Below are 22,789 nucleotides of genomic sequence, written 5' to 3'. Positions count from 1 at the left end.
TTTGTCACCCTCCTTTCATTACTCAAAACGCCCAGTAATATAATCTTCTGTTTTTTTATTAGCCGGACGAGAGAAAATAATCTTAGTTTTATTATATTCAATTAATTTCCCTTTTGCAAAAAAAGCTGTATAATCAGCAACTCGTGCTGCTTGTTGCATATGATGTGTTACTAAAACAATTGTAAAATCTTTTTTTAGTTGGGTAATTAATTCTTCAATTTTTGATGTCGAAATTGGGTCTAACGCACTAGTTGGTTCATCCATTAATAAAATTTTCGGTTTCATTGCAATTGCCCGGGCAATACATAAACGTTGTTGTTGCCCCCCTGATAATGCAAAAGCAGAATCTCGTAAATTATCTTTTACTTCATCTCATAATGCTGCTCGTTTTAAACTTTCAACAACAATACTATTAACTAATTTTCGATCACGAACCCCTTGATTCCGTGGCCCATAAGCAACATTATCATAAATTGACATTGGAAATGGTGAAGGTTTTTGAAATACCATTCCAATATCTGTTCGTAATTTAACAATATCTGTTTCAGGACTATAAATATCCTTTCCATTAATTAAAATTTCGCCTTTAAAAACTGACTTTGGTTCAACATCATTCATTCGATTAAATAAGCGCAGCAATGTTGATTTTCCCGATCCCGATGAACCAATAAAAGCAGTAACAGTATGTTCTTTAATTTTCATTGAAATATTAAAAAGCGCCTGTTTGTTTCCTTTGTAAAAAAAGTCAACATTTTTAACCGTAATTAAATCTGGATTATTATCTGATGAATCAAATGTTGGATTCTTAATAATTACTTTTGGGTCCATTATTTTTCTCCCTTCTTCTTTGTTTTATTTTTTTCATGGCGTTGTTTTTTCTTTGGTAAAATTTTTTTTCAAAAATTATTAAAACTTTGTTTTTGATGAAGATAATTCTCTTTTGAAAAGAAGAATTTTAAGTTATTAATGCGATTTTTTCATTTTGCTTTAAATCCAATATTAACATAGTTTGGTGCAAATTTCTTTCCTAAAATATGTGCTAAACTATTTGATAATCAAATCAAAACCATAATTGCAAAAGCTAATTCAAACATAATTCGCATTGCTCCTGCTGTTGCTCCTTCTTTTGATAGCATTAAAATTTGGGTTGTCATACTTGCCCCTGGTGACATAAAACCAGCAATTGGTAACCGCACCGCTGTTCCTAATGTTAAATAAACTGGGGCTGATTCACCAATAACACGGCCAATTGCTAAAATAATTGCTGTAATAATACCTGGCATTGCATTAGGCAACACAACTTTCAATGTTGTTGCTGTTTTGTTAGCTCCCAATGCTAACGATGCATGTCGCAATGAGTTTTCAACACCTGATAAAGCATCTTCAATACTACGAATCATAATTGGTAAAATAACAATTGTTAATGTTAAACCAGAACTTAAAATGGATAATGGTAAATGACAAACACCAATAAAGAAAGCTAATCCAAAAGTTCCATAAATAATACTTGGTGTTGATGATAAAACATCAATTGCAAAACGAACTACTTTTGCAAAAATACTATTTTGGCGGGCATACTCATTTAAATAAATGGCAACCATTAATGATAGCGGTATCGCAAAAATTATTGAACAAATTACTAATAACAGAGTAACTAAAAATGTTGAAAGAATTCCTGCTCCACCATCAAAAGTTGATGTTGAAATTAAATCACTTCATACCATTCCAAATAATCCTTTTCAAATAATTGTGGCTAAAATAACTAATGTAAATGATACGACAATTACAGTTGAAGAGATTAAAAGGAACATTCCAAGTCCATCTTTAAACTTTTTTAATCCTCTTGTTTTTTCAATATGTTCATAAAATAATTTATTAATTTTATTAGCATTATATGATTTACTTAATCGTAAACCTTTTGTTGTTTTTCGAGAATGATAGTTTCGTTTTCGATTATGAAACGCTTGTGATGAAATAATAAAAATATTAATAATACAAACAATAATAAATAATACTAGTCCAATTGCATATAATGCTGATTCATGCATTGGTCCGGAATTTTCTAGCATTTCTAATCCAATTGTTGATGCTAAAGTTGCTATTGATGAAAAAATAAAATTAATAAAACCATTTCCAAGTTTTAAGCCATCTGGTGCATTTCCAGCAATCATCATCACCGCCATTGTTTCTCCAATGATCCGTGCAACTCCCATCATAATGGCAGTAATAATTTTAAATCAAGCTGAACGTAAAACAATACGATAAGTTGTATGGGTTTTACTTAATCCTAATGCTAACGAACCAAATCGATATGAATCAGGAACATTTTCTAAAGCATTGATTGATAATGAAATCATAATTGGTAAACCCATAAAAGCTAAGGTAATTGATGTTACTAATAAGTTTGAGGTTGAGGGAGCTCCCATCAACATAAAAAGGGGTCCTAAAATTGCTAAGGCAAATAATCCAAAAACAACAGAAGGAATTCCAGCTAGCAATTGAATAATGCCAATTACTTTACGTTTAATCCTTGGACTTAAATACTCTGAAATATATAATGATGAAAAAATAGTTAATGGAATTGCAAATAGTAAAGCAATTAATAAGACAAAAAATGTTGCAATAATAATTCGTCAAATTCCAAATTGACTGTTATTAGCATTTCAAGTATTACCCGATAAAAAGCCTCAAAAACCACCAGGATAATGTTGAAAAAAATAAATTGATTTATAAATAATAAATCCAACTAAAGTCAATAAAATTAAAATTGTTAAAATTGCAAAACAATAAATAACAATTTTTGAGGTGAAATCAATAATTTGTTTTCGCCCACGAAAATTATTTGCAAAACGAATTTTTCATAATGCTATTTTTTGGGAAAACGGTTGTTTTTCTTTCGTGACTTCTTTCTTCGCCATAGTTAATTCTCCATTCCATTATATTCATATTCAAAATATGCTTGATATTTTGTGGGAAATTTTTCCACAATAATATCTCAAATGCTCTTATAATCTGATTTAAAATTTCAAGGTGTTTTTTCATCTTCAGTTGTTTTCCCGCTTTTTGCAAATGTTGTATTATTATTATACTTTCGGAAGAAAAAATCATCAAATGATAATGGTTCTTCACCTTCTTCAATATATCAATATGCAGCATCATGTGGACTTAAAATAAAATCTGGGTCATAATAAGGATTAACTTCCCCATTTCGTAGTTTTGGTTTTGTTTTTGAATATGGTAATGGATCTAGCATTCACGCAATAAATGATAAGGCACGATTGAATTGCTTTCCTTCATAATTAATAATTCCAGTAAAGGGTCTTGTTAAAGAATAAGCCGGATTAAATTCATAATTATTATTAACAACTTTATATGGTAACTCTGGTTTAGCACTTCCTTTGCTAATAACACTAGCAATTGCTTTTGCCCCTAAATCTTCATTGATAATAATTCTTTTAATATATGAAAAAGAAATATAACCAATTGAACCAGGAGTAGTTGAAATTGCTTGATACATTGAACCATTTGATGAAGCTACTTGATTTGTTTCATATTTTTTGCTTTTAATTACTGCTGATTCAAAAAAATCTCTTGTCCCACTTCCAGACTCACGTGTTAAAGTATAAAATTTATTGCTGCCACTACTGCAAACTAATTGCGACCCAAAGGCTTGTTGTCAAGTAAAAGTTGGATCGGTATAAATTTTGCGAATTAATTCAGTTCCTTCTCCACCAAAAAAACTTTTGAATTGTAAGGAATCTTGTTGTGGATTAATTTGACAACCATTTGGTAAATGATATACCAAGATAATATAATCACGGGCAAAAACAAAACGACCAGTATGATACTCTGCTCATAGTTGTTGAGCATTCGCACGGTTATCTCCTGCTTTAGGCGTTGAATTAACATCTTTTGATAAAAAACCAAAAGCATAACTACCATTTTTTACGCCAACTAGGGCAGCAGCACTTCCTAATGAATTATATAAAATATCTTCTTTGTTATCACGTTTATATTGTTCCGTAATATTTGCCATTACTTGGGCAACTGATGTACTTCCTCCAGCAACAATTACATTACTCGCCGATGCAATTGTTCAAATAATAATTGATATTACTAATACCAAAGCAGAACCAACTAAAGTAAACATTTTATGATGGCTAATCTCTCCTACTAAACTCTTAAGAAAATGCTTTTTTTCTTTCTTTTCCTCAGTAGCCTTAGTAGATTCGTTTGGCTTCATTCGTTAAGTTTCCTCCCCTTTTTAGTAAATGGTTTTATCCTTTAAAACTTATTTGTATTAATTGTATCAAAAAAATAAAAAATCATAAATAATTTATGCTTTTTTATTTTCAAGTTTATTTTCAAATTCTTTAATCATTTCTGCCGCTTGTTGTAATTTAATTCCAACAATTTTTGTGACACCTTTTTGTTGCATTGTTGCCCCATATAATACATCACAATGTTCCATTGTCCCAACTCGATGGGTAACAACAATAAATTGAGTGGTTTCAACAAAACTACGAATATACTTAGCAAATCGTTCAACATTAGCTGGATCTAATGGTGCTTCTGCTTCATCTAAAATTACTAATGGAATTGGTCGTACTTTTAAAATCGCAAAAAGAACTGATAGAGCAACCAATGATTTTTCTCCTCCAGATAATAAATTTAAGTTAGTAATATTTTTCCCTGGTGGCGATACTTTAATATCAACCCCTGTTTCTAATAAATTTTCTGGCTCAGTATAAATGATTCGTGCTGAACCACCACCAAATAATACTTCAAAGGTGGATGGTAAATTCTCATTAACCTCCTTAATTGTTTTATCAAATTGTTCTTTCATAATACTATCCATCTCATCAATTGACTTTAATAAATTTTTAACTGAATCATTTGCATCGTTATATTCATTATTCATAAATTGAAAACGAGCATCTTCTTCTTTATATTCTTCAATTGCTTCTAAATTAACATTTCCAATTTGAGCTAAATCACTTCGTAACTGCTTAATTTCATCACGAATTAAATCTTCATTATCAATTACCTTTAATTCCAACGTTTTAGCATGATCATATGTCATTTGATATTCTTCTGTTAGTCTTGTTAGATTTTGTTGAATCTTAACATTAATAATTGATACATCAGTATTCATTTTGCTAATTTGTTCTTGTAAAGCTGAAATATAATATCGTTTTTCAGCAATTTGATTATTAAGTTCATTAATTGCTAATGACTGTTTATCTTTCAAACTGCGTGCAACATTTAATTGTTGTTCAATTTTTGTTTTTAAAAGTTCTTTTTGTTTAATTTGATCCACAATATTAAGTACTGCTTTATTTTCAACTATTTTTGTTTCATCAATATTTTTTGCTGTTAGTAACTGATATTCATTTTGCAATTTCGTTTGGTCATACATAATAATTTCAATTTGTCGTTTTCCTGCTCCAATTGAAGCTTGATTTTCAGCAATAACTTCATTAATTTCATCTAATTGGCGTCGAAGCATATTTAATTGTTTTAATACATGATGATGTTCTTCAGTTCGCATTGCTAATTTTTCATTAAGAACTCTTAATTCCTTTTCTGGATTAACAATTGTCATTCGTGTTCGACGTGAACCCCCTGTAACAGCTCCCTGCGGGCGAACTATTTCTCCATCTAAGGTAACAATGTTATAGCGATACTTTGTTAATTTTCCAATTTCCTGCGCACTATCAAAATCAGTACAAATTAAATACCGGCTTAACAAGTAATCAACTGCAATTCGAAACTCTTTTTTTACTTTAACTAAACTATTTCCTAATCCTAAATATCCTTGCACTGATTTAATCACAAATTCTTCATCACTGTTAAGATAACGGGGCGAAATTACATCTAACGGAATAAATGTTGCTCGTCCAGCACGGTTTTGTTTTAAATATGAAATTGCTCGTTTTGCACTATCAACATTTTTAACTAAAATATCTTGTAAACGCCCACTTAAAGCAGTTACAATCGCTTGCTCATATTTTTCATCAACATTAATAATATCTTGAACTAATCCCATAATTCCAGGCAGAACGGTCTTATTGTTAATAATATTTTTAACCCCTTCATGTAAATTATCTTGATTTTCAAGATTATGTTGAGCACGTTCTAATTCACTTTCTAAGCGAATAATGGTTTTATTAATTGCTCCTAATTGTTCATTTAACACAGCTTGCTTTGTATTAAAAGCTTCACGTTGCGCACGATATTCTTGTTGCTGTGTTTCTAATGTCGTCAATTTTTCCCGTTCATTTTGTAAATTAACAGTTAACTCATTATAATCATTAACCATATTAGTAATAGTAATATCATTATTAGACATTTTTAAGGCTGCTTCTTTGTTATCTAATTCAATTTTATGTACTTTCAAATCACTAATTTCTGAAACTAAACTTTGAAATTCTTTAGTTAAGACATTAATTTTGCTATCCAAATTAAAATTTTCTTTGCTTAATTCATTATATTCAATTTCCTTGTTTTTTAATTCTCGATCAGCATCTTGTTTCGTACTAATAATTTTTTTCTGCTGCAAACGTAATTCTAATAATTTGTCATTAAAAAAAGTAATATCTTTTACTAAAACCGCTAATTCAATTTGATTTAATTTGTCTTTCAATGTTGTATATTTGATTGCTTTTTCACTTTGACGTTTTAAACTTGGTAATTTTCGTTCAATTTCATTCAAAATATCTTTTAAACGCGCTAAATTTTCATTTGAACGGTCTAGTTTTTTTAAAGCTTCCAATTTGCGGCGTTTATACTTTGCAACTCCAGCAGCTTCTTCAAATAAAGCACGTCGTTCTAATGGTTTTGCTTCTGCAAAAGCATTAATGTTTCCTTGCGAAATAATTGCTAATGATGATTTTGTTAAGCCACTATCCATCGCAAAATCCTGAATGTCTTTTAAACGAACTCGTTGTTTATTAATAAAATATTCATTTTCACCAGTTCCTCGAAAAACACGACGAATAATTTCAATTTCGTCATAGTCCATTGCAAAAATCCGGTTTGTATTATCAAAAATTAGTTTAACCTCGGCCATATTTAATGCTTGTTTTGTTTCTGAACCATTAAAAATAACATCTTCACTATTATTTCCACGAAGTGATTTAATTGATTGTTCTCCTAAACATCAACGAATTGCATCATTAATATTGGATTTTCCGCTCCCATTTGGTCCGACAATTCCTATCATTTCATGATCAAAATTAACTGTTAATGGATCAGCAAATGATTTAAAACCAAATGCCTCTAATTTTTTTAAAAATAACACTACTCATCACTTCCTTAAATTTCAAAATTAACAAACCAAATTATTCTTTAATAATTATTCTATAAAAGTTTATTATTTGCAACTAAAATTAATAAAAACATCAAAATAAACCTTCATAATAATGTGAGTAAAATGCATTTTTATTTTACTCGCATTATTTATTTTTTCTTTTTTTTGCTCTCTTTTTTTCCCTTTTTTGCTCTTTTTGTGTTTTAATAAATAATTTTAATTTTTTCCAACATTGAAAACCATTATTTTGATGATCTGGTAGTAATAAATTTAAGAAAATTCCAGCAAATGCTGCTAGTGCCACACCTGTAAATTGTAAATTACCAGTTCCTAAATTAAAATTAAAAATTGCACCTCCTAAACCTAACACTAACATAATTGCTGTTACAAAAACATTTTTCATATTTGTATAATCAATTTGATTATTAATTAACACTCGAATTCCGTTTGTAGCAATTAAACCAAACATAATCATACTAATGCCACCCATTACTGGTGCTGGCAACATTTGTACTAATTGATTAACTGGAGCAATAAATGATAATCCAATTGCAAATAAGGCAGCCAACCCTGTTACTCATACTGAAGCAATTCGTGTCATTCCAACGACTGAAGCATTTTCTCCATATGTTGTATTTGCTGGTCCACCAACTAAACCATCAAAAATAATGGAAACTCCATCAGCAATTAATGTTCGATGCATTCCAGGATCTTTAACAAAATTTTTCCCTGTCATTTGGCCCATACTAATATGATCACCAATATGTTCAGCAATAGCAATAATTGCCAAGGGACTAATTGCTAAAATAGCTGGTCCAATATTACTTGCTTTTAAATCTCAAATTTTTTTAAATGATGGATATCATTGTCACTGACTTGGGTCGGTAATTTTTGATGTATCTAAAATTTGATATTCTGTTCCAATTGCAAAATGAAGAATTACACATAATAAATATCCTGCAACAACACCAATAATGACTGGAACTACCTTAGCAAATCCTTTACATTTTAAAGCAATAATTGCTGTTATTAAAAATGTAAAAACAGCAATTCCAATCCCAATTCAATGTGAATAAGGTTGTTTTCAAGCATCTGGATTAAAACCAGCATTATTAATTGCACTCGGTGCAACTGACATTCCAATAATAATAATTAGTGGTCCAACAATTACGGCTGGTAAAATTCGTTCTAAAAATTTATTACCAATAAAATATACTAATATTCCAAAAGTGATATAAATAACACCAACCATCATTACGGCAATAAAAACCGCATTGCCATATAAAGGATAACACACTCCCATTGCCCCCATATATGCAAACGAACTTCCCAAATACATTGGTACTTTTGCGGCAGTAATTGCAATATAAATTAATGTTCCAACTCCTGAACAAAACAAGGCCATTGCAATGTTCATAACTTCAACTCCAGCCGTTTGATTAATAATTAATGGTACTAACACCGTTGAACCAAACATAGCAAAAACATGTTGTAATGCTAAAATTGATCATTGAAAAAAACTTTTTGGGCGATCGTGTGGTCCTAATAGTAACTTAATATTATTTTCAATCAAAATAGTTTGTTCTTTTTCCATTATTTTTTCTCCTTTTTTCTTAAAATTGCATAAAAAAACTAGTTTGTAAATTATTACTAACTAGTAAATTGCATTATTAATATTAATTATTGTTTTATTTTGTAGAATATTAAAGATATCAAAAAGAATCTTCTTTTTTTGTAAAAAAATTTCAAATTCTTTCATCAAACCAATTTGCATTTTATACCTCAACATTCCTGAAAGTAATACTAACATTTTTAAACACTAATGTAAAGGATTCATTAATATTTTTTTATTATTCTCATTCAATTGTTCCTGGTGGTTTTGATGTAATATCATAAGTAACTCGATTAATTCCATGCACTTCGCTTACAATTCGAGTTGATACTTTTTCCAATAATTCAAATGGTAAACGACTTCAATTTGCCGTCATAAAATCAGTTGTATCAACACTACGCACAACAGCAGTGTATCCATATGTTCGCACATCGCCCATTACACCAACCGACTGAACAGGTAATAAAACAACAAATGCTTGTGCAACTTGATCATATAAATTTGCTTGATATAATTCATCAATAAAAATTTGATCAGCTGCTTGTAATAAGGCTACTTTCTCTGCTGTAATTTCACCAATAATGCGGACTGCTAATCCTGGTCCCGGAAAAGGATGCTTGTACACAAATTTCGAATCAATTCCCAATGCTTCGCCAGTTCGGCGAACTTCGTCTTTAAACAATTCGCGTAATGGTTCAATTAATTGAAATGGTAAATCTTTTGGTAATCCCCCAACATTATGATGAGATTTAATTGTGGCAGAGGGTCCCTTTACGGAAATCGATTCAATAACATCTGGATAAATTGTTCCTTGTCCTAATCATTTAACATTTTTAATTTTTATCGCTTCTTCATTAAAAATCTCAATAAATAAATTTCCAATAATTTTTCGTTTTTGTTCTGGATTAGTAACTCCCTTTAAGGCAGTTAAAAATCTTTCTTGAGCATCAATTTTAATAATATTTAATTTAAATTTTTCTTGAAATTTTTGTAAATCATTTCATCCACTATCTTGTCGTAACAATCCGGTGTCAACAAAAATACATGTTAATTGTTTCCCAATTGCTTTATGTAATAAAACTGCACAAACACTAGAATCAACACCGCCTGATAATGCTAAAACAACATTATCGCTTCCAACCTTACCTTTAATTTCGGTTGTTGCTGTTGAAATAAACTCTGTAATTTTTCATGTTGGTTCGCAACCACAAATATTAAAAACAAAATTGCTTAATAATTGTTCACCAATTAAAGTGTGAGTTACTTCAGGGTGAAATTGTAAACCATAAATTTTCTTTTCTGAATGTTTAATTGCACTAATTGAATTTTCGCTATGAGCAATTTGAATAAAATCTGTTGGCATTATTTCAATGTGGTCAGCATGGCTCATTCATACTTGTGATTTAATAGGAACCTTAGCAAACAAATCTTCTTGATTATCAATAATTAATTCTGAAAAACCAAATTCTTGTTTTGTTGCTCGTTGTACTGTGCCTCCATGCAGATGACTTATTAATTGCATTCCATAACAAATTCCTAAAATAGGAACTTCTAATTCAAATAATTTTTTATCAATTATAAATGCATCTTCTGCATAAACAGAAGCAGGGCCACCTGATAAAATAATCCCTTTCATTGGTGTTGTTTTAATTTTTTCTAATGTTGTATTATACGGTCATACTTCACAATAGACCTCTAAGTCACGAATTCGACGGGCAATTAATTGAGTATATTGTGACCCAAAATCTAAAATAATAATTTTATTTGCTGTTTTCATTTATTCACCTCTCCATATATATACATTTGGTAATTGTCGAAATTGATCATTGTAATCAAAACCATAACCAACAATAAACTCATTTGGAACAGTAAATAGTGCATCATAGGGATAATTAAAATTTGAATGCATAGCAACCTTATCTGCTAAGCAAACTACTCGTAAACTATTTGGTTTTTTTGCTTGAATTTGTTCAATGACAACCGATAATGTTTTACCAGTGTCAATCAAATCTTCAATTAATAAAACATCTTGTCCAATAATATCTTTTGAAATATCCTTATGAATAGTAATCTTATTTGTAGACTGGGTCCCAATATAACTTGAAATATTCATTGTATCAATCACAATTTGGACTTTAAGTTGTTTTAATAAATCACTCATAAAAAATAATGCCCCATTTAGTAAACCAATACAATATAACTTTTTCCCCGCGTATAACTTATTTATTTTTTCCGCATAATCCTTAATTTTATCTTGAATTTTATCTTCTGATAGATATAATTCTAATTTGTCTGTTTGCACAATTGTTACTCTCCTTTACAAAATAAAAAAATAAAAGCATAAACTATCATTGCTAATGCGAAATAGGTTATGCAAATTATTTTTGTTAAATTCCGAAAATAAAACAAAAAAAATTATGCCCTATAGTATCTTAATGACGGTAAGATGTAGAAACATTAGTCCATAATACTAACATATATCAGCATTTTATTTTTTTATCACACGTTAACTATAACTTATTCTTAGTATTAATGCAAGATAATTTGTAAAATCTTTAATTAGGTAATTTAATTAAAAAAATGTATATGATATATACATTTTATTTATCAACTAATTTTTTAAACTTTTCATTATAACTAAGTTCTCTTTTGGATCTTTTTTATTCGTTAATATGATGGCATAAATTAATCCATATTCCTTTAAAAATTATAATTTTCCACAAATATCATCAACATTTTCTACTAATTGCGCTCCGTTTTTAATAAAGCCATTATTTTTATTAGCAACAGTAATTTGAGCTGGAAAACAAAAAACTTCTTTGCCATCATGTTTAGCCAATGTTACAATCCGATGTGTTTCATCATCTAAAGTTGATTGAACAATAACAACACCATCCATCAACCCCGACATAATACGATAAAGTTCATACTGACTTTTATTAACACTATTTTGATATGCTTCAGAAATAATGATTTGAAATTTTGTATTAGGATATTGTTTTGTTATTTGTTTATAATCGTTTAAATTTTTAAGAATTAAAATACTACTTCCATTGCCAAGATTTTTGACCACACATTCATTAATGCCTGCTTCTGAAGTAACAATTAAGGTTATTTTTCGCTTTAAGATTTTTTTTGTTAACATCTTAGCTGTAACTAGCCCTCTTTTATTTGGTACTGTTGTTCCACAAATTGCTAATTTATGTCTTTGGTCATTTAGAACGGCTAAGTTACCAACATAAAATAAAACAAAGGGAGGCCGATAAATATTGCACAATGATTTTGGATATTCACTGTCAATAATAGTAACATAATGACATGTTATTTTAGTTTCAATATCAATTAAATCTTCGTAAGCAATTTTTTCTTTTGTTTCTAAAGCTTGATAAATTTTAAGTCAATCACCATCATATTTTAAAGCAAAAAAAAGTAAAACTTGACGCATATTAATTCCTTTCTATTTAATAATTAGAATCTTATTAACATAAAGAATATAACATTAACAGTTTTACTTTCTTTATTTTTATTTATAATTAACATTATTTTTTAACATAGTTTCACGAACGGGACGATATGTTTTCCGATGCAATGATGTAATTCCAAATTGTTGCAATGCTAATAAATGTTTTTTGGTTCCGTATCCTTTATTATTTTTAAAATCATACTGTGGATAGTCCTGATCAAATTTGAGCATTAAATTATCTCTTGTTACTTTTGCTAAAATTGAAGCTGCCGCAATTGATTGCGAAAGACTATCTCCTTTAATAATTGCTTGGTGATGATAAGAAGGTCCTAACTTTTCTGCATCAGTTAAAATTATATCTGGTTTAACCATTAAGTTGTCAATTGCTTGTTGCATTCCAAAAATACTTGCTTGCTTGGGATTCAATTCTTCAACCATTGCAACAGAAATAATTTCAATCGTATAACTAATTGCAATGGACATAATTTCATCTGCTAATTTAATTCGTTGTTTTGCTGTTAATTTTTTACTATCCTTAATTTCATCGTTAACATAATCTAGTGGTAAAATAACAGCACTAACAATTAAAGGACCTGCTAAGCATCCGCGACCAGCTTCATCAGTTCCTGCCAGAATTGTTGTATTAGGATATGATATTAGAATCTCTTTTTCAAATTTATTCATAATTAAATATTCCTCTTCCAGGTGGAAACTCAAAAGACATTAACCCAAACTTATTATTTCATAAATTATTTAAAAAATCAGTAACAATATCATTAACATTATCTTCATTAACTTTATGAAAACGGTTTTGTTGCATTATTAATAATAACTCAAAAAGTTTTTGTTCATCTGTTACATCAAAATTGTCACTTGCTGTAAGATGATATTGCTTAGCTAACAAAGAAAAATAATGTTTATACATTCACTTTATTGCAGCTAAACAAATTTCTTCTTTTGGTAAAATATCTTCTTTGATTGAACGAGTAAAAGCTAAATTTATTGCTACTTGTGGGTCATTAATTTTGGGTCATAAAATTCCCGGAGTATCAACTAAATCAATTTGATGATTTAATTTTAATCATTGTTGACCTTTTGTTACACCTGGTTTATTACCAACTCGAGTTGAATTTCGCTTTATTAAAGCATTAATAAAAGTAGATTTTCCAACATTAGGAATCCCAATCACCATTACTTTTAGTTTTGGTGACTTAATTCCTCTATTTTGGTCGCGCTCAATTTTACCAGATAAAACATGATAAATTTTTTCAATAATTAATTTTGTAATATTGCCATGCTTACTATCTAATGGTAAAACAGCAATTTGTTGAGATTGATAATATTCAAGTCACGCCTTAATCACAACTGGATCCGCTAAATCTTTTTTATTTAAAATAATTAACTTTGGTTTTAAACCCCGTAAGTTATCAACTAATGGATTTGAAGAGGAAAACGGAATTCGACTATCAACGATTTCAATTACTAAATCAATTAATTTACTTTGTTCATCAATTTGTTTAATTGCTTTTGCCATGTGGCCAGGAAATCAATGAATATTTGTTGTCATTTTATTTTCCTCCTTTCAACCTTTTTTTGAAAACTTTTATAATTTTAAATAAAAATTATTTAACGTAATCTTCAACTCATTCTAATGAAATTGCGGGAATTTTTTTCCCTTTTTTAATATCTTCTAAAAATTTAGCACAAAGAAATAAATTATCGGTTGTTTCACCTTCTGGTAAAGACAAATTTGTTGTCATTAATTTAATAAATTCTTTAACAATTTGTTTTACTGATGATTTTGGTTGAATCCGGACACTATATGCTGTTTCTAATTTTTTTTGATATTTTGTTAATAATAATTGGAATGCTTTAATTGCTACTATTTCCGTATTATCTTCTATTTTAAAAAGCCCTAAAATTTGTGTATTTCAATAAACATTTGGTTGAGAAAAATTAATCCCCGTAATTGGTACTGTGTCAATAAATTCAATATTATTATAACGATAAATCTTTTCACGAGCAAAAAATATTCCTTTTCCTTTCTCAAAGGATTCATTATTATCAAATATTTTTTCTAATAAAATCTCTTTATTACTATCTGGTAAACTAATAATTAATATTTTCTTATTAGCATACTTTTTTAAAAGTTTCTTAAAATTGGCTAAACACTGCTGATATTCTTTACTAGTTTGCTCATCATGACACAATAACATTTGGCAATAAATTCCTTGGCTTTGATAATATTCCATTCATTTTTTTGTTTGTTCAACATCAGCTTTTTGTGTGTTTGAAAATAAAATTATTCTTTTCACATCATTTAATTTTGCATAATTTAAAAGATTACCACCAGAATGTGCAATTCTTGCATCAACAATTTCAATAATAACATCAGCTGTTTCAGCAAGTTTATAAACCTTTTTATTATTTTTAATAAATTCTTTGGGAATTGAAAATTTCTTATCACACATAATTGTGTTTCCTCCTTGTGTTATTATTTTAATACAAATTAAAAAGACTTTATCAGTCTTTTAGGGTTATTTTGTTTTAATAATCTCTTTGATTCGAGCAGCTTTACCAGTACGATTACGCATGTAATAAATTCTAGCACGACGAACTCGTCCATATTTTACAATTTCAATCTTATCAATTAATGGTGAATGTAAAGGGAATTTTCTTTCAACTCCAGCTCCATTACTAATTTTACGAATTGTAACTGATTTAGCAATTCCGCTACCTTGTAACTTAATTACTACTCCTTCAAAAGCCTGAATTCTAAACTTATTTCCTTCCTGGATTTTATAATGTACTTTAACTGTATCTCCTGAAGAAAATTGTGGCAAATCACTACGAAGTTGAGGCTTTGTAATTTCTTCTGTTAAATTCATCTTCATAACTGTTTTTTTCCTTTCTACGGTAATTAAACCTTTTTTTCGCTTTTAATTTTTTCTAATAATATTTGTTGTTCTGTGGTTAAAACTTTTTTTTCTAAAAGATCAGGACGTTTTAATCAAGTTTTTTTTAATGCTTCATATTCTCGTCATTGGGCAATTTTCTGATGATGACCACTTAATAAAACTTCAGGAACATAATGTCCATCATATTCAACTGGTTTTGTATAAACAGGATAATCTAATAGATTGTTAGAAAAAGAATCATTTAAATGTGATTGTGTATTAATTACATTTTCACATAAACGAGTGACACTATCAATTACAACCATACTAGCTAATTCACCACCAGTTAAAATATAATCACCAATTGATAATTCGTAATCAATATAATATAAAACTCTTTCATCAAAGCCTTCATAATGCCCACAAACTAAGATTAAATCATTATTATTTGCTGCAAATTGTTGCACTTGTTCCTGAGCATATTGTTTCCCTTGTGGTGTTAACAAAATTGTTAGACTGTCTTTTGTTTGGTGAGCTTTAATCGCTGCTACTAATGGTTCAATCATTAAAACCATGCCTTCACCACCACCATATTGGTAATCATCAACTTGATGATGTTTGCCAATGCTATAATCACGAATATCAACAATTTTAATTGTAATCATCTTTTCACAAAGTGCTTTTTTAATAATTGATGTTGTCATAAAATTATTAAACATTTCTGGAAATAAAGTTAATACTGTAAACTTTTTCATCTTAAATCATCCTTTTTAAAATAATTTTTTGTTGTTGAAGATCAACTTGTTCAACATACGCATCAACATTTGGAATCATCATTAATGTACCATCTGTTGTTTTAATTTCAAAAACAAGATGTGCTTTTGTTTCAAATTGATTTACTAAGACTCCAATTTTTTTATGACTATGAAAGACTGTAAAATTAATTAAATTTTCTTGATTAATAACTTCTGCGTAATTCAAATCTGTTTTTTGACCAAACAAATAGCATTCTTTAAACGATATTACCTCATTAATATTAGTAAACTCTTTAAACTTTAAAATATAATCTTGTTTGGTAGCAGTAATCTTAATTAATGTTACTGGTGTATACATCATTTGAACTTGAATAAACATTAATTTATTAAGTAATTTATTTATATTTTTAATGTTTATTAATAAAGTTGCTTTAACCTCGCCTTTAATTGCATGGGGCTTTTTAATCTTAAAAATTTTTAATAAATCTTCCATCTATAAAACCTCAAACTTAATATTAACTTTATTTTGATCAACATGTGCTCTAATATTTAATAAAATTCGTAAACTATTAGCAATTATTCCTGCTTTACCAACAACATACCCAAACACTTCTTCACTACACATTACTAATAAGTTAATTTCTCCTAGTTTTGTCGGTGGCATTTGGCGAATTTCATAATATAATTCATTATTAGCCTGACAAATTAACGGATTAATTAAATTTTTAAGTTCGGTAATATACATTAATTAACACCACATTCTTAATTACAACTATTTTTTTGCTTCTGTTGTTGTCTTTGCTTTTGTACTTTTTGTTACCTTTGCTTTTGAATTTGTTGCTATCTTTTCTTTTGTACTCTTTGTTGTTTTAGCAACATATTTTTCATTATGCAATTTAGTCATTAAACCTTCTTTACTCAACAAATTACGAACAGTATCAGTTGGTTGTGCCCCTGTTAATAATCATTTGTAAGCAAGATCATGATTAATTTTCACATCACCATTAATAGGATTATATGTTCCAATTAACTCAATATATTCTCCATCACGTTTGACACGAGCATCTGTTGCAACAATTCGATAGAATGCTGCTTTCTTTTTACCTATTCTTTTTAAACGTAATTTTACCATTAATAATTTCCTTTCTAATTCTGTGTTCATGTTAAACTATAAAACTTAACATCCTTTATATAATACCCGAAATTAAAAAAGAGTCAAGTTTTTTAACTTAACACTTTATTTTTTGCTAATCATATTTTCCTCCTTCAGAAGAATCATTTTTAAAAACATTTAGCACTGATTGTGGAATGAAAACATCTTTTTTATGCAATGTCATTCTTTTTCCACTAATACCAAATATTTTTTCATTTACTCGTTTGTTTAATGTTTCTCCCTGATATTTCGAATATAACTTATTATTTAAAAAAATATATAAATATTGTAAACCAATAAATAAAGTTAAAATACAAATAAAAGAAAAAGTTAAAATTAATCATCCTCACTCTTGATAAACATTAAGAAAAAAATAAGGATATCAAGTATCAGATGGTCTATCATCTAAATGACGTAATGTTCCTCGAATTAAAATTACAATAAAATAACAAACTGGATAAATTAAAATTAATCATAATGCTAATTTATAATGTTGTTTTAAATTATATTGAAAAGTACCTGCTGTTAAAATATAACTAATAATCATACTAATTGGAATTACTAAGCGCAAAACAATTGTTGATATTCAAGCATATACATTGTATTGATTAGCATCTTGTTTACTTGTAAAAATTCCAAGTCAAAAAAACTACCATTGTAATTGTAATATATGTTGTCACCGCTAATTTAATTAAATAACTAGGACTTTGAATTTTAAACTTATTTTCAAATAAATAAATGAAAAAATAGACAGCAACAATATAATTAGTTTGCGTTGTAAAAAACGAATAATAATTTGATACTCGTTCTGCATATCCTAAATCAGAAAATTGGGGTTGCGGACTAATTATTGCTAATACTAAATCAGTAATTAAAAAAAATAAAATTAAAAATAAAACATTTAACCGTACATAAAATAAAATTTTAGTATTCCACTTTAACATAAAAAACCTCCTATAATTAATATTATTTTAATATTTTGATGGTATCTTTTTGTTAAAATTTTATTTTTTAAAAAACTATTTAATATTTAAATTTTGTAATAATGTTTGTGTGCATTCCTGACAAGCTAAAGATGGAAAAACATCACCATTTGAAACAAATTTAATCCCAACTGGGTTAAAAAAATTATGACAAACTTCACATTCTTTTAAACCTTGTTTTACTTGCCCTAAACACTCATCACACATATTAGCATTATTTTCTCGTAAAAAATATTTATGACAATGAATACAATTGCCAACCATATTTTTAAATTGAGTTGTTTCTCATTTTGAGTATTCATAAAAATCATTAGCTCCAACATAACTATACACTTTTAAAATTCATTTATTATCTTTTGTAATTTTTTTTCCGTTTAAATTAACTTTTGTCAATAAATATTTTCTTGCTGGTTCACTATCAGTAAAAACTTTAACAATTTTCCCTTGGTTAGGATAATGCGCATTATCAGTATAAAAAACAATATATAAATTTTTAATTGTATTCACTATCTTTTCATCCCTTCTGTTTTTGCGTCCTTTTGAAAATTTTGTGCAGCACATTTAAAACAAATTATATATTCTTTATTATTTACTAATAATTTTCCAAATAATTCGCGATTAAAGTCATCTCGAACAAGACGGTGTTTTTTACATAAATCACATTGAAAAGTTTCCAAACCAACTAATTCACTTTCACATTCTGAACAAAGTTGATGGCGATCTAATTTATTTTTAACACGATTACATTGTTGACAAATTGATAATTTTTTAATAAAACTTTCTGTTCCTTGTTTGTTTAATTCGTAATTATCAGTTGTACTATCAAATGTAAATATTAAACAAAATGAAATTGCTTTAATAATATCTACATTATATTTATTATCTAAATAACAATCCTCTAATGCTTGTTCTGCATCAGCAGCTGTTTTACAAATACATCGTAAATTTTGTTCTTCACCATTACCATCAAAGATAAAATAATAATCTCAAATCAATTTTTATTCCTCACATTACTATAATTAATAATTAATATATAGTATTATTATATCATTTTTTAATTAAACCGTTTATTAAAAGATAAAAGACCTAATAGGTCTTTGTTTTATTTTCATAGTTAATTCAACTGCATGGTAAGACAAAATTATCTAACTTTTTTCTTAATTAGTAAAAATTCGTAATACTTTTAATGCTAATAATCGTGGATTTTGATCAAGCTCTTTACGAATTTTGGGGTTATCAATAATTAATGATAAAAACTCATATACTTTATATTCATTGTATGTATATAATTTATCAATAAATTTTTTAACATCTAATTTTAGTGCAACGAGTAATTTTAAAATTTTATTTCAACTTGTTTTTGAACAATCTTTTTCAATTCGACAAATAGTTGATTGTTGTAACCCTGACATTTTGGCTAATTCACGTTGAGTTAATCCTTTATGAATTCGTAATTGTCTAATAACTTCGTTCATTTATATATGTTCCTTTCATATTATCATAAGTAACTAAGTTAAATATTTTATGTCTCCCTATCTATGCAATGCTAAAATTATAACAAAAAAAAATTTATAATTAAATAAAATTTTTATATGCATCAAATTAAAATAATAAGTTTCGTGGGGTGCGTGGAAATGGAATCACATCACGAATATTTGTCATTCCTGTCACATACATAACAAAACGTTCAAACCCTAATCCAAAACCTGCACTTTTATAATATCCATATTTTCGTAAATCAATATATCATTGTAAATCTATCGTTGGAATTTTTAATTCATTGCAACGGTTAACAATTTTATCATAATCATTTTCACGAACACTACCACCAACTAATTCTCCAATTCCTGGCACTAATAAATCACAAGCCGCAACTGTTTTATTATCATCATTAATTTTCATATAAAATGCTTTAATTTCTTTTGGATAATTAAATAAAAAGGTTGGTTTTTTTGTTTCTATTTCACATAAATATCTTTCATGCTCAGTTTGTAAATCCATTCCTCAAAAAATATTCGTATTTTCAAATTTTTGGCCTTTTGTCACAGCTTTTTGCAAAATTTCAATTGCCTTTGTATATGATAGACGAACAAATTCATCATTTATAACACTTTTTAATCTTTTCAATAATTTATCATCAACGTTACTATTTAAAAAGGCAAGTTCATGGCTATTATTAACAAATAAATAATTAATAATATGCTTAATCATTTTTTCAATTAATGCCATATTTTCTTCTAGATCAATAAAAGCAATTTCAGGCTCAATCATTCAAAATTCAGCAGCATGTCTTGTTGTATTAGAATTTTCAGCACGAAATGTTGGACCAAAAGTATAAACATTGCGAAAAGCTTGTGCAAAACCCTCAGCATGAAGCTGACCTGAAACAGTTAAACTAGCTTTTTTCCCAAAAAAATCTTCATTATAATTGTCATCCGTTCTCGTTGTTACAATAAATGATTCACCAGCACCTTCAGCGTCATTTCCAGTAATAATTGGTGTATGAACATAAATAAAATTATTTTTATTAAAAAATTCATGAATTGCAAAAGAACTACTACTACGAATTCGGAAAACTGCATTAAATGTATTAGTTTTTGCTCGCAAATGAGCAATTTCACGTAAATATTCATAAGAATGCTCTTTTTTTTGTAATGGATAATCTTCAGTTGCCTCATCAAGAATTTCAATTACTGATGCTTGAATTTCAAATGGTTGTTTTGCAGATGGTGTTAAGCAAAACTTTCCAACTACTTTAATTGCTGATGAAATTCGTAAACTACTAATTGCTAAAAAATTAGCAAGTTGCTCTGGTCTATAAACAATTTGCACATTATCAAAAACAGTCCCATCATTCATAACTAAAAAACCTAATTTACCACTACTACGATTAGAACGCACTCATCCCAAAATTGTAACTTCACTTTGATCTTTAACTTGATCTTGGTATAACTGTAAAACTGTTGTCATATTTTTTCTCCTTTTTTCTTTTATAATTTAATTGCACTTTCTAATGCCAACTCTACCATTTGGTAAAAATTATTTTGTCGTTCGGCTGCTGTTGTTAATTCACCTGTAATAAAGGAATCAGAAATTGTTAATAATGCTGCTGCATTTTTCTTTAATGTTAATGCATTCGCAAACAAAGCAAATGCTTCCATTTCTACACATACTGTATTATACTTGGCTTTAATTTTTTTTCAATCATCCTCATTTTTACGATAAAACACATCAGATGAATGAACAATTCCAGGGAAAGTTTTAATTTGCTTTGCTTTAGCAACTTCTTCAATTGTTGCAAAAAGATGTTGTGAAGAATTTAAAACTTCATCTTCTATTCCTGCTACAATTCTAGCATAATTATTTTCACCATAAGCTGCTGTTGCATTAACAATATCATAAATCTTTAGTGCATCATCATAACTACCCGCTGAACCAATTCGAATAATATTATCAACATTATAAAATTTAAATAATTCATATGAATAAATCCCAATACTTGGACAGCCCATTCCACTTCCAGCAACTGTAATTGTTTTATTTTTATAAGTTCCAGTATAGATATACATATTTCGAATTTCATTTACTAATTTTATCTTTTCTAGAAAAGTTTCCGCAATAAACTTTGCTCGTAATGGGTCTCCGGGCATTAAGACTGTTTCGGCAATTTCTTCTTGTTTAGCATTGATATGTGGTGTCATTTTGTTTCCCTCTTAACATTTTCTATATTTAATTTATATTGTACTATAAAAAATAAAAAGGAACATTAGTTCCTTTGATTTTAACAATATTTTTTTAAAATTTTATTACTTTTAATTCTATTTTCTAAATATTGATGCTCTTTATCAACAGATAAAAGAGTTTTAATTAAATTATCATTTCAATATATTAACGGTAATAAAGCAGAAATAAAAATTTCATTTTTTTCATACAAAGTTGAAGAAACAATAGTATGCATAATATCGGTATATTTTGATAAATCCGAATTATATTTTGATGTAATACCAATTACATTTACCCCATTATTTTTAGCTTCCTTAGCTGCTGCTATCACAGCCATTGTTTTTCCTTCTAAACTTATACAAATTAATAAATCATCTGGTTGTATTAAACTCGCACGGGTAATAATATTGTTTTCATTTTCCACCAACAAACTACAAGTAAACCCAAAACTAAATAAACGGGTAGCTAATTCTTTTACTGCTAACGATGAAATTCCCAAACCAGCTAAATAAATTACTTTCGCTTTTTTTAGTAAAGTAACTGTTTCTAAAACTTTAACATTATCAAAAGTCTGTTGATTACGTTCTAACATATCTTGATAATATAAAAAAATATTTTCTGTTGCATCTAAATACAAATTATTGGTTTCCAAACGTTCTTGTTCTGCAACGATTGCAATAATAAAATCACGATAACCAATAAAGCCTAATTTTTTAATTAAAGAATAAATTGGTGAATAACCTATTCCAGTTGCTTTTGACAAATCTTCAATTTTAAGATTTCGAATATTATGAATATTTTCACGAATATAATTTGCAATTTTAATTTCTTTTTTTGTGCAAGTTCCTTGAATCATTGATAACTTTGAGAGAATTGAAATATTATCCATTG

General features: G+C 28.0%; 24 protein-coding genes and 1 riboswitch. All 24 genes read right to left on the bottom strand.

The features are described from left to right. Positions 1–18: 18 nt before the first annotated feature. Positions 19–828, bottom strand: a complete 810-nt coding sequence (gene pstB / locus SPM_RS04845) for a phosphate ABC transporter ATP-binding protein PstB (protein WP_004028485.1) — start codon at positions 826–828, stop codon at positions 19–21. After that, the gene (pstA, locus tag SPM_RS04840; protein ID WP_004028484.1) at positions 828–2,918 is read right to left on the bottom strand and encodes a phosphate ABC transporter permease PstA; all 2,091 of its coding nucleotides are present in this window, start codon (positions 2,916–2,918) and stop codon (positions 828–830) included. Before pstA ends, pstB begins: the two co-directional genes overlap by 1 nt. Before the next feature lie 2 nt (positions 2,919–2,920). Further along, positions 2,921–4,243, bottom strand: coding sequence for a phosphate ABC transporter substrate-binding protein (ptsS, locus tag SPM_RS04835; RefSeq protein ID WP_004028483.1), 1,323 nt, complete (start codon positions 4,241–4,243; stop codon positions 2,921–2,923). A 93-nt stretch (positions 4,244–4,336) separates the two neighbouring features. After that, positions 4,337–7,303: a chromosome segregation protein SMC gene (locus SPM_RS04830; RefSeq protein WP_004028482.1), complete on the bottom strand. Its 2,967-nt coding sequence runs from the start codon at positions 7,301–7,303 to the stop codon at positions 4,337–4,339. A gap of 154 nt (positions 7,304–7,457) precedes the next feature. Continuing rightward, positions 7,458–8,906: a uracil-xanthine permease family protein gene (locus tag SPM_RS04825; protein ID WP_004028481.1), complete on the bottom strand. Its 1,449-nt coding sequence runs from the start codon at positions 8,904–8,906 to the stop codon at positions 7,458–7,460. 256 nt (positions 8,907–9,162) lie between these two features. Then, on the bottom strand, positions 9,163–10,701 hold the full coding sequence (gene guaA / locus SPM_RS04820) for a glutamine-hydrolyzing GMP synthase (protein ID WP_004028479.1): 1,539 nt from the start codon (positions 10,699–10,701) through the stop codon (positions 9,163–9,165). Next, positions 10,702–11,226 (bottom strand): hypoxanthine phosphoribosyltransferase, encoded by a 525-nt coding sequence (hpt, locus tag SPM_RS04815; protein ID WP_004028478.1) that lies wholly within the window; start codon positions 11,224–11,226, stop codon positions 10,702–10,704. It abuts the gene before it with no gap. A gap of 103 nt (positions 11,227–11,329) precedes the next feature. After that, a riboswitch (purine riboswitch) is annotated at positions 11,330–11,427 on the bottom strand. 204 nt (positions 11,428–11,631) lie between these two features. Next, positions 11,632–12,369 (bottom strand): DNA-processing protein DprA, encoded by a 738-nt coding sequence (locus SPM_RS04810; RefSeq protein WP_004028477.1) that lies wholly within the window; start codon positions 12,367–12,369, stop codon positions 11,632–11,634. Positions 12,370–12,447: 78 nt separating this feature from the next. Beyond that, entirely contained in the window at positions 12,448–13,071 is a 624-nt protein-coding gene (locus SPM_RS04805; protein WP_004028476.1) for a ribonuclease HII, read from the bottom strand. Beyond that, entirely contained in the window at positions 13,064–13,954 is an 891-nt protein-coding gene (gene ylqF / locus SPM_RS04800) for a ribosome biogenesis GTPase YlqF (protein WP_004028475.1), read from the bottom strand. The genes SPM_RS04805 and ylqF overlap by 8 nt, the downstream gene beginning before the upstream one ends. Positions 13,955–14,009: 55 nt before the next feature. Next, positions 14,010–14,858, bottom strand: a complete 849-nt coding sequence (locus tag SPM_RS04795; RefSeq protein ID WP_004028474.1) for a P-loop NTPase family protein — start codon at positions 14,856–14,858, stop codon at positions 14,010–14,012. A 66-nt stretch (positions 14,859–14,924) separates the two neighbouring features. Beyond that, on the bottom strand, positions 14,925–15,281 hold the full coding sequence (gene rplS, locus SPM_RS04790; RefSeq protein WP_040584452.1) for a 50S ribosomal protein L19: 357 nt from the start codon (positions 15,279–15,281) through the stop codon (positions 14,925–14,927). A gap of 26 nt (positions 15,282–15,307) precedes the next feature. Next, positions 15,308–16,039 carry a tRNA (guanosine(37)-N1)-methyltransferase TrmD gene (trmD, locus tag SPM_RS04785; protein ID WP_004028472.1) on the bottom strand — a complete coding sequence of 244 codons (732 nt, stop codon included), beginning with the start codon at positions 16,037–16,039 and terminating at the stop codon, positions 15,308–15,310. 1 nt (position 16,040) lies between these two features. After that, the gene (gene rimM, locus SPM_RS04780; protein WP_004028471.1) at positions 16,041–16,532 is read right to left on the bottom strand and encodes a ribosome maturation factor RimM; all 492 of its coding nucleotides are present in this window, start codon (positions 16,530–16,532) and stop codon (positions 16,041–16,043) included. Continuing rightward, positions 16,533–16,784, bottom strand: a complete 252-nt coding sequence (locus tag SPM_RS04775; RefSeq protein ID WP_004028470.1) for a hypothetical protein — start codon at positions 16,782–16,784, stop codon at positions 16,533–16,535. Between the two features lie 27 nt (positions 16,785–16,811). Further along, complete coding sequence (gene rpsP, locus SPM_RS04770; protein WP_004028469.1) at positions 16,812–17,171, bottom strand: 30S ribosomal protein S16; 360 nt, start codon at positions 17,169–17,171, stop codon at positions 16,812–16,814. Between the two features lie 115 nt (positions 17,172–17,286). Continuing rightward, on the bottom strand, positions 17,287–17,763 hold the full coding sequence (locus SPM_RS06860) for a hypothetical protein (protein ID WP_239643297.1): 477 nt from the start codon (positions 17,761–17,763) through the stop codon (positions 17,287–17,289). Between the two features lie 49 nt (positions 17,764–17,812). Further along, entirely contained in the window at positions 17,813–18,136 is a 324-nt protein-coding gene (locus tag SPM_RS06855; RefSeq protein WP_004028467.1) for a hypothetical protein, read from the bottom strand. Positions 18,137–18,211: 75 nt separating this feature from the next. After that, the gene (locus SPM_RS04760) at positions 18,212–18,682 is read right to left on the bottom strand and encodes a hypothetical protein (RefSeq protein ID WP_004028466.1); all 471 of its coding nucleotides are present in this window, start codon (positions 18,680–18,682) and stop codon (positions 18,212–18,214) included. Then, positions 18,682–19,170 (bottom strand): hypothetical protein, encoded by a 489-nt coding sequence (locus tag SPM_RS04755; RefSeq protein ID WP_004028465.1) that lies wholly within the window; start codon positions 19,168–19,170, stop codon positions 18,682–18,684. Before SPM_RS04755 ends, SPM_RS04760 begins: the two co-directional genes overlap by 1 nt. 162 nt (positions 19,171–19,332) lie before the next feature. Then, positions 19,333–19,650: a helix-turn-helix domain-containing protein gene (locus SPM_RS04750; protein ID WP_004028464.1), complete on the bottom strand. Its 318-nt coding sequence runs from the start codon at positions 19,648–19,650 to the stop codon at positions 19,333–19,335. Between the two features lie 127 nt (positions 19,651–19,777). Beyond that, complete coding sequence (asnS, locus tag SPM_RS04745; RefSeq protein ID WP_004028463.1) at positions 19,778–21,145, bottom strand: asparagine--tRNA ligase; 1,368 nt, start codon at positions 21,143–21,145, stop codon at positions 19,778–19,780. A 20-nt stretch (positions 21,146–21,165) separates the two neighbouring features. After that, positions 21,166–21,876: a purine-nucleoside phosphorylase gene (gene deoD, locus SPM_RS04740; RefSeq protein WP_004028462.1), complete on the bottom strand. Its 711-nt coding sequence runs from the start codon at positions 21,874–21,876 to the stop codon at positions 21,166–21,168. Between the two features lie 80 nt (positions 21,877–21,956). Next, a complete protein-coding gene (locus tag SPM_RS04735; RefSeq protein ID WP_004028461.1) occupies positions 21,957–22,787 on the bottom strand; it encodes a MurR/RpiR family transcriptional regulator in 831 nt (276 codons plus the stop codon). Between the last annotated feature and the right edge of the window lie 2 nt (positions 22,788–22,789).

It is taken from the genome of Spiroplasma melliferum KC3 (assembly GCF_000236085.2).
GTDB classification, from domain to species: Bacteria; Bacillota_I; Bacilli_A; order Mycoplasmatales; family Mycoplasmataceae; genus Spiroplasma; species Spiroplasma melliferum.
The sequence above is the reverse complement of the archived record's forward strand: the minus strand, read 5'-3'. Positions and strand labels throughout refer to the sequence as shown.